Annotated in this window: 14 protein-coding genes; 2 read left to right on the top strand and 12 right to left on the bottom strand. The window is 50.7% G+C overall.

Going from position 1 to position 15,535, the window contains the following annotated elements:
- Positions 1-60: 60 nt before the first annotated feature.
- From pssA to V8F51_RS24890, 4 genes are all read right to left on the bottom strand, one after another.
- Positions 61-804, bottom strand: coding sequence for a CDP-diacylglycerol--serine O-phosphatidyltransferase (gene pssA / locus V8F51_RS24905; protein ID WP_337103219.1), 744 nt, complete (start codon positions 802-804; stop codon positions 61-63).
- An 88-nt stretch (positions 805-892) separates the two neighbouring features.
- Complete coding sequence (disA, locus tag V8F51_RS24900; protein ID WP_337103218.1) at positions 893-1,969, bottom strand: DNA integrity scanning diadenylate cyclase DisA; 1,077 nt, start codon at positions 1,967-1,969, stop codon at positions 893-895.
- 10 nt (positions 1,970-1,979) lie between these two features.
- Positions 1,980-3,347, bottom strand: coding sequence for a DNA repair protein RadA (radA, locus tag V8F51_RS24895; RefSeq protein WP_337103217.1), 1,368 nt, complete (start codon positions 3,345-3,347; stop codon positions 1,980-1,982).
- A 531-nt stretch (positions 3,348-3,878) separates the two neighbouring features.
- Positions 3,879-4,262: an antibiotic biosynthesis monooxygenase gene (locus V8F51_RS24890; protein ID WP_337103216.1), complete on the bottom strand. Its 384-nt coding sequence runs from the start codon at positions 4,260-4,262 to the stop codon at positions 3,879-3,881.
- A gap of 237 nt (positions 4,263-4,499) precedes the next feature.
- Here V8F51_RS24890 and V8F51_RS24885 point away from each other — a divergent pair, with 237 nt between their 5' ends.
- Both V8F51_RS24885 and V8F51_RS24880 read left to right on the top strand, forming a co-directional pair.
- Complete coding sequence (locus V8F51_RS24885) at positions 4,500-5,021, top strand: sigma-70 family RNA polymerase sigma factor (protein ID WP_337103215.1); 522 nt, start codon at positions 4,500-4,502, stop codon at positions 5,019-5,021.
- The gene (locus V8F51_RS24880; protein WP_337103214.1) at positions 5,014-6,375 is read left to right on the top strand and encodes a DUF4179 domain-containing protein; all 1,362 of its coding nucleotides are present in this window, start codon (positions 5,014-5,016) and stop codon (positions 6,373-6,375) included. The genes V8F51_RS24885 and V8F51_RS24880 overlap by 8 nt, the downstream gene beginning before the upstream one ends.
- Before the next feature lie 197 nt (positions 6,376-6,572).
- On the opposite strand, the gene clpC is transcribed toward V8F51_RS24880, so the two are convergent.
- The 8 genes from clpC to isdE all read right to left on the bottom strand — a co-directional run bounded on the left by clpC (position 6,573) and on the right by isdE (position 15,535).
- Positions 6,573-9,032 (bottom strand): ATP-dependent protease ATP-binding subunit ClpC, encoded by a 2,460-nt coding sequence (gene clpC, locus V8F51_RS24875; RefSeq protein ID WP_337103213.1) that lies wholly within the window; start codon positions 9,030-9,032, stop codon positions 6,573-6,575.
- A complete protein-coding gene (locus tag V8F51_RS24870) occupies positions 9,029-10,114 on the bottom strand; it encodes a protein arginine kinase (RefSeq protein ID WP_337103212.1) in 1,086 nt (361 codons plus the stop codon). The genes clpC and V8F51_RS24870 overlap by 4 nt, the downstream gene beginning before the upstream one ends.
- A gap of 46 nt (positions 10,115-10,160) precedes the next feature.
- Complete coding sequence (locus V8F51_RS24865) at positions 10,161-10,679, bottom strand: UvrB/UvrC motif-containing protein (RefSeq protein WP_337103211.1); 519 nt, start codon at positions 10,677-10,679, stop codon at positions 10,161-10,163.
- A 25-nt stretch (positions 10,680-10,704) separates the two neighbouring features.
- Positions 10,705-11,166 carry a CtsR family transcriptional regulator gene (locus V8F51_RS24860; protein WP_337103210.1) on the bottom strand — a complete coding sequence of 154 codons (462 nt, stop codon included), beginning with the start codon at positions 11,164-11,166 and terminating at the stop codon, positions 10,705-10,707.
- 268 nt (positions 11,167-11,434) lie between these two features.
- A complete protein-coding gene (locus V8F51_RS24855) occupies positions 11,435-12,814 on the bottom strand; it encodes a sensor histidine kinase (protein ID WP_337103209.1) in 1,380 nt (459 codons plus the stop codon).
- Positions 12,814-13,488, bottom strand: a complete 675-nt coding sequence (locus V8F51_RS24850; RefSeq protein WP_337103208.1) for a response regulator transcription factor — start codon at positions 13,486-13,488, stop codon at positions 12,814-12,816. Before V8F51_RS24850 ends, V8F51_RS24855 begins: the two co-directional genes overlap by 1 nt.
- A 45-nt stretch (positions 13,489-13,533) precedes the next feature.
- A complete protein-coding gene (locus V8F51_RS24845; RefSeq protein ID WP_337103207.1) occupies positions 13,534-14,574 on the bottom strand; it encodes a FecCD family ABC transporter permease in 1,041 nt (346 codons plus the stop codon).
- A 13-nt stretch (positions 14,575-14,587) separates the two neighbouring features.
- Complete coding sequence (gene isdE / locus V8F51_RS24840) at positions 14,588-15,535, bottom strand: heme ABC transporter substrate-binding protein IsdE (RefSeq protein ID WP_442956486.1); 948 nt, start codon at positions 15,533-15,535, stop codon at positions 14,588-14,590.

Below are 15,535 nucleotides of genomic sequence, written 5' to 3'. Positions count from 1 at the left end.
AATACAAAAAAAACCGCCTGATCTGCTTCCGATGCAGAGGCGGTTTTTTCTATTCTTACACTACGCTGTATGCTCGGATTTCACTGAATCATCCGATTGATCCTGTCTGCTTCCGCGCTTTCGGCGTTTTTTCGGCCGTCGGCTAACGTTTTTTTTTAGGCCGTACAAGGCGTACAGCAGCAGCGGTACGAACAAAATTTTGGACAATTGATGTTTAAATAAAAGGCCTAATACGACCGAGACCGCTACGATAATCGGTACGACCCATACTGCGCTTCTCGGAATGCCTACTTTTTTGAAATTCGGATATTTAATGGTGCTGACCATTAATAGAGCAAGCGCCAACGTGCTTGCCAGCAAGATCGATACCGCTATATCATCCTTAAATAACGCAAGCGTTGCCAGAACGCCTCCGGCCGCTGGGATCGGAAGACCAATAAAATAGCCCGGCGAGCTTGCAATTACGTTAAATCGTGCGAGTCTGAGTGCTCCGCAAATCGGGAACAGAGCCGTAACGATCCATGCCAATGCTGGACTCAAATCTTGGAATGCGACCACGTACATAATAAAAGCAGGCGCTACGCCAAACGAAATAACGTCGGATAACGAATCAAGCTCCTTGCCGAACTCGCTTTGAGCATTGAGCGCCCGAGCGACACGTCCGTCTACGCCGTCGAGCAGCATCGCGATTAACACCATCATTGCTGCCGTATCCGGTTTTTCGTTGAACACAAGGATGATGGCGATTACTCCTAAGAATAAGTTCCCCACCGTGAGAAGGCTCGGTATCGACTTTGTGATCATCTTTTCCACCTCTTCTCTACTATGCCCCAAAACCTGTTACTAATGTATATCTACGCGACAGGACCACATTCCATCAATTGTATGAGATTTAAATTTGTCTGTCAATGAACATCTGCTCTTGGATCCGCTTAAGTCCTTCTTTAATGGCGCGGGCGCGCACTTCGCCGATGCCGTCCACTTCATCCAATTCTTCGATCGTCGCCATCAAAATATGAGGCAATCGGCCGAATCGCTCGACCAAATTGTTCATTATAATGATCGGCAGCCTCGGAATCTTGTTCAGCAGCCGGTAACCGCGCGGCGATACCGCCTCGTCGGACATGTTGTTCGTATGCGAGTAGCCGATCAAGCGTACGATAGGAGGAGCGTCCAGCAATTCGTCCGAGCTGAGCTTCTTAAGACCTGCTCTTATTTCGCGTATCTTCTCATCGGAATTGTCTTTGGCGTAATCCTTCAGCAAGTACCATGCGTCCTCTTCAACGCCGCCGATCAACTCATCCATTTGCATGCTGATTAATCGACCCTCTGTGCCAAGCTCATTGACATATCGCTTAATTTCCATCTTAACGCGCAATACCATCTCCACGCGCTGAATAACGTGAGCAACCTCTTGGAGCGTAACCAGCTCCTCGAATTCAAGCGCCGACAAGTTCGTGAACGATTGGCTCAGAACAGCCTTATATTTCTCCAACGTTTGAATAGCTTGGTTCGCCTTCGTCAGGATGACACCCATGTCCTTAAGCGAATAACGAAGATTGCCCTGATACAAGGTAATGACGTTACGCCTTTGCGATATGGATACAACCAACTTCCCGGTCTGCTTCGCAACCCGCTCCGCCGTCCTATGACGGATGCCCGTTTCAATGGACGGAATAGAGCTGTTCGGAATGAGCTGCGTATTCGCGTACAGGATGCGACGCATATCCTCGCTCATTATAATGGCGCCGTCCATCTTCGCCAGTTCATACAAGTAATTCGACGAGAAGTCGCAATTAATGGAGAACCCCCCGTCAACGACCTCCATTACTTCCGGACTGTAGCCGACAACAATCAATGCTCCTGTCTTGGCGCGAAGCACATTCTCGAGCCCTTCACGAAATGGGGTGCCTGGCGCGACTAACTGCAACAATTGATTCATAACTTCGAGCTGTGTAGGTTCTTTCATCGTTTGCCCCCTATCCAAGCGCTGCCTTAAGTGCTTCCGCCACCGTGCTGACGCCGATAATTTCTATACCCTCGGGCGCTTTCCAACCCTTAAGGCTCTTCTCCGGCATAATGACTCGTTTGAAACCAAGCTTCTCCGCTTCCTTCACCCGCTGCTCTGCCCGCGATACCGCACGCACCTCACCTGTTAGGCCGACCTCCCCGAATATAACATCATACGGTTTGGTTGGCGCATCGCGGAAGCTTGATGCGAGGCTTACTGCCGCTGCAAGATCGACTGCGGGCTCATCCAGCTTCACGCCTCCCGCTACATTCAAGTACGCGTCCTGCGTCTGGAGAAACATCCCGTTGCGTTTCTCCAGTACAGCAATGATAAGCGCCATCCGATGATGGTCGATGCCGGTTGACATCCGCCTTGGCGACGGGAAGTTCGTCGTTGCGACGAGCGCCTGAAGCTCGACGAGAACAGGCCGTGTTCCTTCCATGCTGGCTACTACCGTCGAGCCCGATACACCGAGCGGCCGTTCGGAGAGGAATAGCTCGGAAGGATTGGATACTTCCCGCAGTCCCTCTTCTCCCATCTCGAAAATGCCAATCTCGTTCGTTGATCCGAAGCGATTCTTCACCGCGCGGAGCAATCGGTATGTATGATGGCGTTCGCCTTCGAAGTACAAGACGCAGTCAACCATATGCTCCAGCAGCCGCGGTCCTGCGATCGCGCCTTCTTTCGTTACATGGCCGACCAACACCGTCGCGATACCTCTAACCTTCGCAACTCTCATGAAATGCGCCGTACATTCGCGTACTTGCGCTACGCTTCCCGGCGCCGATTGAACGCCCGGATCGTATACCGTCTGAATCGAATCGATAACCAAAAAATCCGGCTGCAGTGAATCAATCGCATCGTTAATGTGCTCCATATTGGTCTCGCACAATACATAAAGCGTTTCCGTCAAAGCGCCGAGTCGATCCGCTCGCAGCCGTGTTTGGCGTACCGACTCCTCGCCTGAGATATAGAGCACCTTCAGCCCTTTGACAGCCAAAGCATGTGAGGTCTGCAGCAGCAGCGTCGACTTCCCGATGCCGGGATCGCCGCCGACCAGTATGAGCGAGCCTGGAACGACGCCGCCTCCAAGCACACGGTTAAGCTCCAGCATCTTTGTTTCAATACGAGGCTCCTGCCCATTTTCTATATGTATGATCGATTGCGGCTTTTCTTTCGTATGAAGCGACGACAATCCGACACCTTGCGTCTTAACGACCGTTTCCTTCTCCTCCACCATGGAATTCCATGCATGGCAGCCCGGGCATTTACCGAGCCATTTGGCGGATTCGGTACCGCATTCCGTACAGACAAACTTCGTTTTTATTTTGGCCATTCTGTACTCCTTAAGCTGTTAGTTAAGCGTTTATACGCCAACATATAAAGTTTACCATTTTATCCCGCCACTATAAACCCACATACTATACGAAAAAAATTGTGCACAGGATGCGAAAAGGTTATTCCACTCGCGCAGCTTTAGTGTTATTATTTTCAACTTGGCAACAATCCACACCTGATTAGATAAGAACCTGCCGAATAATCCACATGTGAATAATTCTAAAGCGACGGCAACATCCACATATGCACATAATAAGCTCTGAATAATGAAGCAAGGTTCATAGAATATGCGAATTATCCACATATAACTTCGACCAGCGCTCCGTAGGCCGCAACGATTACTTTTTTAAATGAGGATGGGTCAAAATGAAAACTGGAGTATATATCCTATATATCGGACTTATCCACATTATTATGAACAGCTTGTGCACAGTATTTTGTGGATAACGTTGTGAAAATCGAAGGGAATACAACAAAAAGCTCTTATCCAATGGTGGATAAGAGCTTTGGGACACACGAGACGAAGCATTTAAGAATGGCGCGACAAGAGGACTCTATGCGTCGATAGTTGCGAACCGAGCATTATATTTTCAAATGTTCTCGGAGATCCGTCGGCGGCAGCTCCTGCTGCTTGTTCAGGCTTGCGCTTGTGGGCGTGGGCGAGGCGGAAGGAATCACTGTTCACCCAAGCATCGAAGTGCTCCTTCTGCTCCCAGGTCGTGCTTACCTTCAATTCGTCATGCCCCTCGATATGCTCGGCCATCAGCACTTCCATCCGGACGAAGCCCGGCGACAGATCGATGCCTATCGATTGATGAAACCGCTGCGCAACCGATTCTCCGTGCCCTTTTTTCACCTTTATCGTATTCGTAACGACGATCATGTCCGTGCCTCCTCTGGTTTGTTGTTTCATTATATGGCAGCGTAAATCCGCTTCGTTATCTGCAAGTAACCTTATCTATCTATTATACGATAATGATTCTCATTGTCAACAAATTGCGAAGTTCATTCTCCTACTGATTAAGTTTACGAATGGAACTGAGGATTAGGGTATCTTAACCATATGCAATTCCAATTTTTCCATGCGTGAACCTTTTGGTGCCCCCATTTATCTAATCAATAGAATTTAAACGAAAGGAGTAAGCCAACTATGATTCTGCAGGATGATATCCTTCTTGCTGCGAGAGGCCATCACGACGCCTTTGTCCGCATTATTAAAGCGTGCGAACCGTCGATGTACCGTCTGGCCAAATCGTATCTGAAGACCGATTCGGAATGCGCTGATGCTTTGCAAGAAACGATTATGAAAGCTTTTCAGTCCATTCATACTCTGCGCGAACCCCAATATTTTAAAACCTGGCTGCTGCGTATCTTGATCAATGAATGCAATCGCATGCTGAAGCATCGCAGTCAAGTCATACCGATTGCCGACATTTCCGACCGCGGCTCTTACAGCCACGACCCTCAGCATAACGGGCTTAACGAAGCCGTACATGCACTGGAGGACGAGCTCCGAATTGTCGTCACTCTGTTTTATTTGGAGGATCTGCCGCTTAAAGAAATAGCATCATTGCTCGATTTGCCTGAAGGCACCATCAAATCCCGTTTATTTCGCGCTCGGGAGAAGCTTTCTCGTTACTTAAGACAAGAGAGGAGCATGACAAGTGAATGATTATGAGCTTGATTTTGAAATAAATCGAGTATTGAAAGAGTCTACTCAAGCAGTTCCAGAGGTTGTTAGCTCGCGTGTGGATCAAACTTTATTATCGGTAAAAAAACGGAAGCGTGTTTCCCGAAAAGCAGCCATTGGCGTTACGGCAGCCGCTGCATCCCTTGCGCTGCTTGTCGGTTCTTCCTTCGTCTCTCCGACTATCGCCAAGGCATTAACAAATACTCCGCTGATAGGGTCGGTTTTTGAGATGATCGGCGATGCCGGCTTGCAGTTATCCGGACAGAAAGGTTTAGCAACAAAGTTGAATCAAGCTGCAGAAGATCAAGGGATCCGTATGACGGTTACTGAGGTGTTATATGACGGCATTCGGTTAGCGATCGGGTACACGGTTGAAGCAGACCATTTTGTATCGTCTCTCGATGCGGATATGCTCATTAACGGCGAACCGATAGAAACACTGCTCAGCAGCAGCAGCTCTTCAAAAATAGGACATAACCAATACACAGGCTACATGGATTATGAAGCGGACGGCACTCTTCCCGATCAATTCAAGCTTACGTTGAAACTAAACAGCATCCAGCAATATTCGAACGAAACAGGCTGGCAGACGACGAAAGGCTCTTGGAAATTCCAACTTCCTGTCAGCAAGCTTACTGAGGGCATATCGGTACACTCATTCGAGGAATTGCCGCCGAGTGCAACTTCGGGAGAGACCACATTATCGGTCAAAAAAGTGACAATGACGCCAGCCGTTACGGCAATTAACGTGGAGCTAGATGGGAAAGAGACCGCAGAGGAATTAGGCTTCTTCATCTACGACGATAAAGGGCGGCAGCTTCAATCTTTCGGATACAGAGGCGATAACCTCCAGTCTGATGATAAGAATCGATACAAGTCAGAGTATCGGATACGTTTTGCCCCTATCGAAGCGATACCGGACTATTTCATTATTCAGCCATATAATCTGGATACTTCCGGCAAACAGTTGGAACGCAGTCAAATCACATTCAATCCGCTGCAACAGCTGCCAATCACTCTCTCGCAAGGGGATATCGGCTCAATAACCGTTACGCAAATCGAGTTTCAGCCTGACAAAACGGTTTTGCATTACAAGGTAGAAGGTTCAGATCCGTTCGCTCAAGCAAGCAGCTTCTGGCTGGAGGACAATTACAAACAACCAATATCACTGCTTGAAAGCACAAGGCTCGTAGACCGCAGCACTTATTCATTCACGCAAGTGTATGCGCCGCTGCCGCTGGACGAAATAAAGGGCAAATCACTTTATCTCGCTGGGTGGAAACTGTCTGCCCCCGACATTCGGGAAGATCTAGCTGTTAAGATTCCGTTAAAGTAACGCTTCATCCACAGCATTACTGATTGTGCATAAGTTCGATTTTGATTTTCGTCCTGATAGATATCCACATGTGGATGAATGTTTGCAAGGAATGTGGATATGAAAAGAGGATGAAGCTGGAGATATAATGCCGAAATCCCGCATGAATTACAAAATAAAAAGAGGTTGAGGGACTTGGCCCTCAACCTCTTCGTGCTTTATTTCGTAGCCGGCTCTTCGGGAGCAGGCGCTACGGCTGCTTTCGTTACAGTCAGCGCGCCGTCCTTCTCGTCGATCGTGAACGAATCGCCCTTTTGAATATTGCCCATGAGCAGATCCTCGGAGAGACGGTCCTCGATATGCTTCTGAATCGCACGGCGCAGCGGACGCGCACCGTATTGCGGATCATAGCCTTCCTTCGCAAGGAATGCTTTCGCGTTGTCGGTCAAGACGAAGTCGACCTCTTGCTCGCGCAGACGCTTGCGAAGCTCGTCGGACATGAGCGTTACGATCTGAGCGATATGCTCCTCGCCCAGCGAGTGGAACACGATGCTCTCGTCGATCCGGTTCAAGAACTCCGGACGGAAGCTTTTCTTAAGCTCAGCCATTACTTTGTCTTTCATTATTGTGAAGTCTCTGCCCGCATCCTGCACGGCAGTGAAGCCAAGCGAGGAATTGCGTTTGATTTGGTCAGCGCCGACGTTGGACGTCATAATAATGAGCGTGTTGCGGAAGTCAACGACGCGGCCCTTGGAGTCGGTCAGACGACCATCCTCAAGCACTTGAAGCAAGATGTTGAATACTTCCGGATGTGCTTTCTCGATCTCGTCAAGCAAGACAACCGAATACGGCTTGCGGCGAACCTTCTCTGTGAGCTGACCGCCCTCTTCATAGCCGACATATCCTGGAGGCGCCCCGACGAGTCTTGAAGTCGAATGCTTCTCCATGTATTCCGACATATCAATGCGGATAACCGCATTTTCGTCGCCGAACATCGCTTCTGCAAGCGCGCGCGCCAGCTCCGTCTTACCTACCCCAGTAGGTCCTAGGAAGATGAATGAGCCGATCGGACGTTTCGGATCCTTCAGACCTGCGCGAGCACGACGGATCGCGCGGGATACCGACTTAACGGCTTCCTCTTGACCGATAACACGGTCATGAAGGATCGATTCCATTTTCAGCAGACGCTCGGTCTCTTCTTCAGCCAGCTTGTTGACCGGAATGCCGGTCCAGCTTGCTACGATCTGAGCGATATCTTCCGGCGTTACCTCGGAATCGGTGCGGCCTTGTTTCTCTTTCCATTGGTTCTTCGTTACGTCTAGCTCTTCGCGAATCTTCTGTTCCGTATCGCGAAGCGCTGCCGCTTTCTCGAACTCTTGACTTTGAACGGCTGCATCCTTCTCCTTGCGAATATCTTCAAGACGGTTCTCAAGCTGCTTCAAATTCGGCGGTACCGTGTAAGAATTCAGCCTTACTTTGGAGCTTGCTTCGTCAATGAGGTCAATGGCTTTGTCCGGCAGGAAGCGGTCCGTGATATAGCGGTCCGACAGCTTAACCGCTTGAACGATCGCTTCGTCCGTAATTTTCACGCGGTGATGCGCCTCGTAACGATCACGCAGTCCGTGAAGAATTTGAATCGCCTCTTCCGGCGACGGTTGATCGACTGTAATCGGTTGGAAGCGGCGTTCAAGCGCTGCATCCTTCTCGATGTATTTGCGATACTCATCAAGCGTCGTAGCCCCGATGCATTGCAGCTCGCCGCGCGCAAGCGCCGGCTTCAGGATGTTGGAGGCATCGATCGCGCCTTCCGCGCCGCCCGCGCCGATTAGCGTGTGCAGCTCATCGATGAACAGGATGATATTGCCGGCTTGGCGAATTTCGTCCATGATCTTTTTCAAGCGATCCTCGAACTCGCCGCGATATTTCGTTCCAGCAACAACGGAGCCCATATCAAGCGTCATAACACGCTTGTCGCGCAACGTTTCCGGAATTTCGTTCGCGATGATCTTCTGAGCAAGCCCCTCGGCAATCGCCGTCTTACCAACACCTGGCTCACCGATGAGGACCGGATTATTTTTCGTACGGCGGCTGAGCACTTGAATGACGCGCTCGATTTCTTTGCTTCGTCCGATAACCGGATCAAGGTTGCCTTCCTTCGCATAGGCAGTAAGGTCTCTAGCAAGACCGTCAAGCGTCGGTGTGCTTACGTTAGCAGGCGAACCGTGGTTACTCGATACTGCTTCGCTGCTTCCAAGCAACTGCAGCACTTGTTGACGCGCTTTGTTCAGACTAATACCCAGATTATTAAGCACGCGAGCCGCTACGCCTTCCCCTTCACGAATGAGACCGAGCAGGATATGCTCCGTACCCACGTACGTGTGGCCAAGCTTTCTCGCTTCGTCCATCGACAGTTCGATCACTTTCTTAGCACGCGGTGTATAAGCAATATTATTAGGCTGCTCTTGGCCGCGTCCGATCAATGCTTCTACCTCGTCTTGAATTTTCTCAAGTCCAAGTCCCAGCCCAATCAGCGCCTTAGCCGCAATGCCTTCCCCTTCGCGGATAAGACCGAGTAAAATATGCTCCGTGCCGATATTGTTATGTCCAAGCCGCACTGCTTCCTCTTGCGCCAATGCGAGCACCTTCTGCGCTCGTTCCGTAAACCGTCCAAACATCATATCCACGCACCCCCATGCTCGGTTTCCCCACGCAATTGCTTGCGTATGAGTTCTGCTCTCCTGTAATCCCTCTGCTCCGGATTCATCTTCTCATTGAAAGTTTGTTGAAGGAATCCAGGCTGAGTCATAACTAATAATTCATTTAATACTTGCGGCGTAACGCTCGGCAATAATCCGAGATCTGCGCCAAGCCTCACATCCGACAGCCGCTGTGCCGCTTCCTTGGAATCCATAATCGCAGCATGGGATAAGATGCCGTAAGAACGGCTTACTCGATCCTGGATGCGAAGTTTTGATTCCTCGAGAAGCCGCCTGCGCGCCGCCTTCTCATGCTCGATGATCTGCTTGGCTACGCCATGCAAGTTATCAATAATCTCGCTCTCCGATTGTCCGAGCGTAATTTGGTTCGAGATTTGAAACAAATTACCAAGCGCTTCGCTGCCCTCGCCGTACAATCCTCTAACGGCCAAGCCGACCTGCGTTACCGCTGATAAAATACGGTTAATCTGCTGAGTCAGCACCAGTGCCGGCAAATGCATCATGACCGACGCCCGTATGCCCGTTCCGACATTCGTCGGACAAGACGTTAAGTAACCGCGTTTCTCATCGAAGGCGTAATCCGCCTCCGCTTCAAAAATATCGTCAATTCCGCTGGCCAATGCCCATGCCTCCTGGATTTGGAAACCTGGATATAAACATTGGATGCGCAAATGATCTTCTTCGTTAATCATTATGCTGACTGATTCATCATAATTGAGTAAGACAGCTCCGCCTCGCGACTCATTGGCCAAATTCGGGCTAATGAGATGCTTCTCCACAAGTACCCGCTTATCGAGCTCGCTAAGATCGGATAACAATACCGTCTCGAATTGCCCTATATCGCTTAACTTGCCGGATTCGCCTACCTCGGTGAGCTGCTCCATCACTTCCTTCGATTGCTGGTTCGTGGCCAGCATCGGGAATGGATGATGTCGCAAGTTGCGGGCGACTCGGACTCTGCTGCTGATGACGACCTCGGTTTCGGGGCCACCGCTCTTCATCCAATCGCTTAATGCATCTTGCGTGAATCGATGCTTCGTCAAGAGAGCTTTCCTCCTTCCATGCCAGCTTGCAGCGTGCGTACAGCGTCTATAGCTCCGCTATCTTGCGTTCCAGCTCGCGAATGCGGTCACGCAGCTTCGCTGCGCTTTCGAACTCCTCTTGCTCAATCTGCGCCTGCAGATCGCGCCGAAGCTGTTCGATCTCCCGCTTGCACTGAATTTGACCGCCTGAACGCTTTGGAATTTTCCCCATATGGACCGTACTGCCATGTACCCGCTTCAGCAATGGATCAAGCTTATCTGCGAACTGCTGGTAGCAGGCGCTGCAACCGAATCTTCCGATCTTGCTGAACTGCGTATACGTAAGACCGCATTCCTCACATCGAATCGCATGCTGCTGATTTGCGAAGTTGTGACCGCCAGTCGATTCGAAATCAAGAAGGCCTGACAGTAGGCTATGAATCGAGAAGCTATTCGGTGAGCCCGGTATGCCTTCGCCCTTCTCTCTCGCGCAGCTTTCGCAAATGTGAAACTCCGTCTTCTCGCCGTTGATGATTTTTGTAAAATGAAGTGTAGCCGGCCTCTTACCGCATTCCTGGCAAATCAAGCCTGATCCCTCCTCCCGGTACGCGCTACTTGACTAATAATGAAATGAGCATCGACTTCAGCAGCCTTGCCCGGATTTCATCCCTCTGCGGCAGTTTGAGTGCGATGGTTTCCCTTTGCACCGCGGCCCGGAGTAAATTAGCTTCGCGCCTCGTCACCAGTCTTGCTTCCTCAAGCTGATAAATAATGCCTTCCGCCGCACTCTGGTCGACACAGTCGCCAATCGTTTGTTCGAAATGGAGCTGAATCGAATTAAGTGCCGGAAGATCAACCCGTTGGATTCGGATATAGCCTCCGCCTCCGCGCTTGCTTTCAACCATGTATCCTTTCTCCAGCGTGAACCGGGTACTAATCACATAATTGATCTGCGATGGAACGCAAGAAAACTTGTCAGCGAGGTCATTTCGTTGAATCTCGACAGCGCCGCCGGCGCTATCGTCCAGCATATGCTTCAAATACTGTTCGATGAGATCGGAAATATTTCTCAAAATACCAACCTCCCTAACGCATGGCCAAAGGAGCTTGTCATGGCCGTCGTAACGGTTTATTGACTTTGACTTTCTTTGACTTTAACTTCATTATACTCAAAATATTCCTCGGGTCAAGTCACAAAGTTTAAATTTTCTGACGATTCGATTTGACCTTAGATTCGGTTCTATATTTCAACGAAAAACCGAAGCGCACCGCTAGTATCTAGCTTGGTGCGCTCCGGCATTATTTATACCTATTCAGGGCGACCCGCCCCACAATCAAAGCTTATTCAACCGGCAATCTCACCGTAAATGTCGTTCCTTCCCCCGCCCTGCTCTCCACGGCGATCGTTCCGCCATGCAGAATCACAATGCGCTGCACAATGGATAGGCCTAGTCCAGTACTGCCCGACTTCCGCTCCCTCGCTTTGTCTCCCCGGTAAAAGCGGTCATAAACATACGGCAATTGCTCCTCCGGTATGCCGTCGCCCGTATCGGCTATGCGGATGACGCAACCGCCTTCCTCGACAAAAGCCTGAACTTGAATGGAGCGACCCGCCGGAATGTATTTGACCGCATTGGAGAGCAGGTTCGACCATACCTGCATAAGCAGCACTTCGTCTCCGTATACGTGCAGGCCAGAGGACACCAGCAGCCGCACCGCAATTTCCTTCTCCGCCAACTGCCACTCCAGCAATTGAAGCGTCTGCCGCAGTTGAGGCTTTAGCGGGAACCTTCCCTTCTCCGTTGTCTGCTCGGAATGATCCAGTGTTGAGAGCAGCAGGAGCTGTCTGCTTAATGTTGCAAGATGCCGCGTCTCTTGACCGATAATAGCGGCATGCCCCCGAACGCTGGCAGGTTCCATCTCTTCGCTGAGCAATGAATCGGCATAACCTTGAATCGAAGCGAGCGGCGAATGGATTTCATGCGAGACGTTCGCGACGAACTCCTTCGTGCGAAGGTCGGCGCGTTCAAGCTCCAGACTCATGATTTGAAAATGGTTCGCCAATTGCCCGATCTCGTCCTTCCGCTTGGTTGGCAAGCGGAGCTTATATTGCCCTTGCGCGAGCCGTTTCGTCGCTTCCTTGAGCTGTACGATCGGCTGCACTAGATAACGTGTGCTAACCATGAAGTAGGGCACGCTGAACACGACCGTCAGCACGAACATAAATAGAAAGAACGTGCGAAGCTCGTCAAATTGCACGTTGCTGTCGTGGCGCAGGAAAAGAGCGTATCTCTCAGCTCCCGCCGATACGTGTACGCCCACCGTATTGCTGAGTCGATTGTCAAAGTAACCTGAAGCGAACGCCTTGTTCGGAAAATTTGCGATACCGTGGAACTCCGCTCCGTCAAGTACGCGCATCTTGACGTCACCCGGAAGATCCTTTCTCGAGAAATGTCTCCCGTAAAACAGATCGTTTCCCGCTTCATCATAGACATAGAGCTGGTATCCTAACGCGGCAGACATGCTTAGCGCATCGCCCATAGCCTCTGGATGCTGCTCGATAAGAGCCTTCAATTGACTGACCGTGCCGAACAGCTTCTCATCCTGATAGGGCTTAAGAGACCAATGATAATACACGTTGGCAATAAAGAAGCCGAGGAAGCTGCTGATTAGAATCGTATAAAGCGTAATCAGGAATACGCGAAAATAAAGCGAACGCATCACGCCTGCACCTCAAGCTTATAGCCGACGCCTCTTATCGTATGGATGTTAAAGCTGCTCCCGACTTCCGAGAACCGTTTGCGCAGCCGCTTGATATGTACGTCTACCGTCCGTTCATCGCCGCCGTAATCGGAGCCCCAAATGAGATGGATCAGCTCATCCCGAGAGAAAACCCTGCCGGGATATTCCGCCAGCTGTGCCAGCAGCTCGAACTCCTTCAGCGGGAGCAGCAGTACCTCGTCGCCGTCAATGACCTCATAATTTTTGCGATCGATGACGAGTCGGTGAAGTCTGATCTTGTCGCTGGAGGCGAAGGAATAGCGTCGAAACAATGCTTTGACCCGGAACAACAGCTCCGGAAGCTCGAATGGCTTCGTCACATAGTCATCCGTTCCGCTTAAGTAGCCTAGTTCCTTGTCGCTAAGCTGGTCTCGGGCGGATAAAATGATAATAGGAATATCAAAGTTTTTTCTCGTATATTCACAGAGCGTGAGACCATCCACTTCCGGCATCATAATATCCATGATAACTAGGTCTACCGTCTGATTCTCGAGCACGTGCATCGCTTCTCGGCCATTTTGCGCCTCTAGCACCCGGAAACCTTCTTTGGTCATGTAGTGGCCAAGCAAAGAACGGCTATTGTAGTCGTCGTCCGTAATAAGCAATTGCTTCATGCGTGTTCCAAACCTCCTTTTTGAAGGACTTCCCTAACTTGCTGCCTATTTGTAGAGCTTGTCGCTTCTCTTCAGCATAATGATGAGAAACGGACCGCCGATCACCGCCATTATAATAGAAGCCGGTATTTCCGCAGGAGCCAGCACTGTCCTTCCGATCGTATCCGCTGCAAGGACAAGCAGTGCACCCCCGAGTGCTGAGAATGGAATGAGCAGCTTATAGTTCGAACCGACCAGCACTCGGCCGATATGCGGAACCAGCAAACCAACGAACATGATCAGTCCCCCAATCGCGGTTGCAACAGAAGCCAGCAATACAGCGACCGCCGAGATGAGCAGTCTGACGCGCACGACGCGAAGGCCAAGATTGCGCGCCGTCTCGTCGTTGAAGGACAGCATGTTGCACCAGCCCCCCAGCGTCAAAGCGAGGAGCAATCCAATCCCGCCGAATAGACCGAGAATATGGACATCCTCCCATATTTTCATCGTGAAAATAGAAGATATCGCTTGGTTGACGCTTGTTACCGCATAACTCCCGCGATAATTAAAAGATTGCCCGAGCCCGGTAAATGTCGCATTGATAGCGATGCCCACTAGAATAAGCCGGAGCGGATTCAAACCGGTACGCCAAGAGAGCGAATACACCAGATAGCAGGCCAGCGCGCCGCCCAGAACGGAAAACAGCGGCGACCAGAAGTAGAGCATCGGGAATACCGTCACGACCGTAATCGATACGAGTCCCGCTCCGGAGGAAATACCGATAATACCGGGTTCGGCGAGCGCGTTTTTCATCACGGCCTGCAACAGCGCTCCGGATACAGCAAGAGCCGCGCCGGACAGCATGGAGACAAGAATGCGAGGAAAGCGCAAATCCTTAATAATCTCAACGCGCTCGTTCATGCCATGAATCAAACCGCTGATCAATTCGCCGAACGACACCTTGATGCTGCCAGTCATCGCAGAATACAAGGCCAGACCAATGAGCAAGAAGGCGACGATGATGAGCGTACCGTACGGTTTCGCTTTCGCTCTTCTCCTGCCTTGCTCGGTCGCGTTTTTTTTCGCTTCTATATTCGCTATCTTCATCGTTCACATTCCTTTACGGCTGATCAGGGTAAAGCATCGGGAGCAGCGCTTCCAATGCTTCCCCTACGGCCAGGTTGCCCGTCGTTCCGAACAGTCGTTCCTCCAGATCGTAGACGCGTCCCGTCTGAACCGCCTTGAAGTGATGCCAAATATCGTTTTTCTTGAATTCCTCATCGAACATCTTAACGACTTCCTCCGGCATTCCGTGAGCCGCGCGCAAAATAACGTCCGGATTCGCCTGTTGCAGATGCTCCGTATTCGATGCAAGAAACTCGACCTTCTCGCCTTGCGCGATATTGACTCCGCCTAGCAGTTGAACCAAATCCCCGATATAGGAATGCTCCGTCGCAACCAAATAACTTCCGGGTACCCCTAGCAAGATTAGCACCGACGGCTTTTCTTTCCCTTCCGTTGCCTTACGAATCTGCTCCAGCGTCGAATTATAATCGCTCACAACGGCCGCCGCCTTCTCCTGCTTGCCGTATTTCTCGCCTAGCTTCAATATCTCTGCCTGCATGCGTTCCAGACTGGTCAAGTCTAAGAAAGTCGCATCGATGTTGGCATTCTCGAACACGGGCTCCAGATCGTATTGCAGCGTCGTCACCGACAACACTTCGGTCGGCTTCAGCGATTTCACGAGCTCCATGTCCGGACTCATGGGATTGCCGACCTTTGTCACTTCATCATATCGTTCGGGCAACGTCTTCACGCTCTTTGGAACGCCGACGAGATCGATCTCAAGCAAATCCATAATTTGCGTGATCGCGACTGTCGTGGAGACGATTCGATGCTCTTCCGATACTGCCGTCTCCTTCGGCTTCTCCCCTCCATCGTCGGTTACGCTCTCCGTTGCGACAGGCGAAGGAGCCGAATTCCCGTTCGCGGGAGCAGACGTATCACCGCATCCCGTCAATGCCAGCAAGCAGAGGGCGATTAGAGCCGCCAGCTTACCTACTTGAAT

The sequence above is a fragment of the Paenibacillus sp. YIM B09110 genome, from assembly GCF_037167145.1.
In the GTDB taxonomy this organism is placed as follows: domain Bacteria; phylum Bacillota; class Bacilli; order Paenibacillales; family Paenibacillaceae; genus Pristimantibacillus.
The sequence above is the reverse complement of the archived record's forward strand: the minus strand, read 5'-3'. Positions and strand labels throughout refer to the sequence as shown.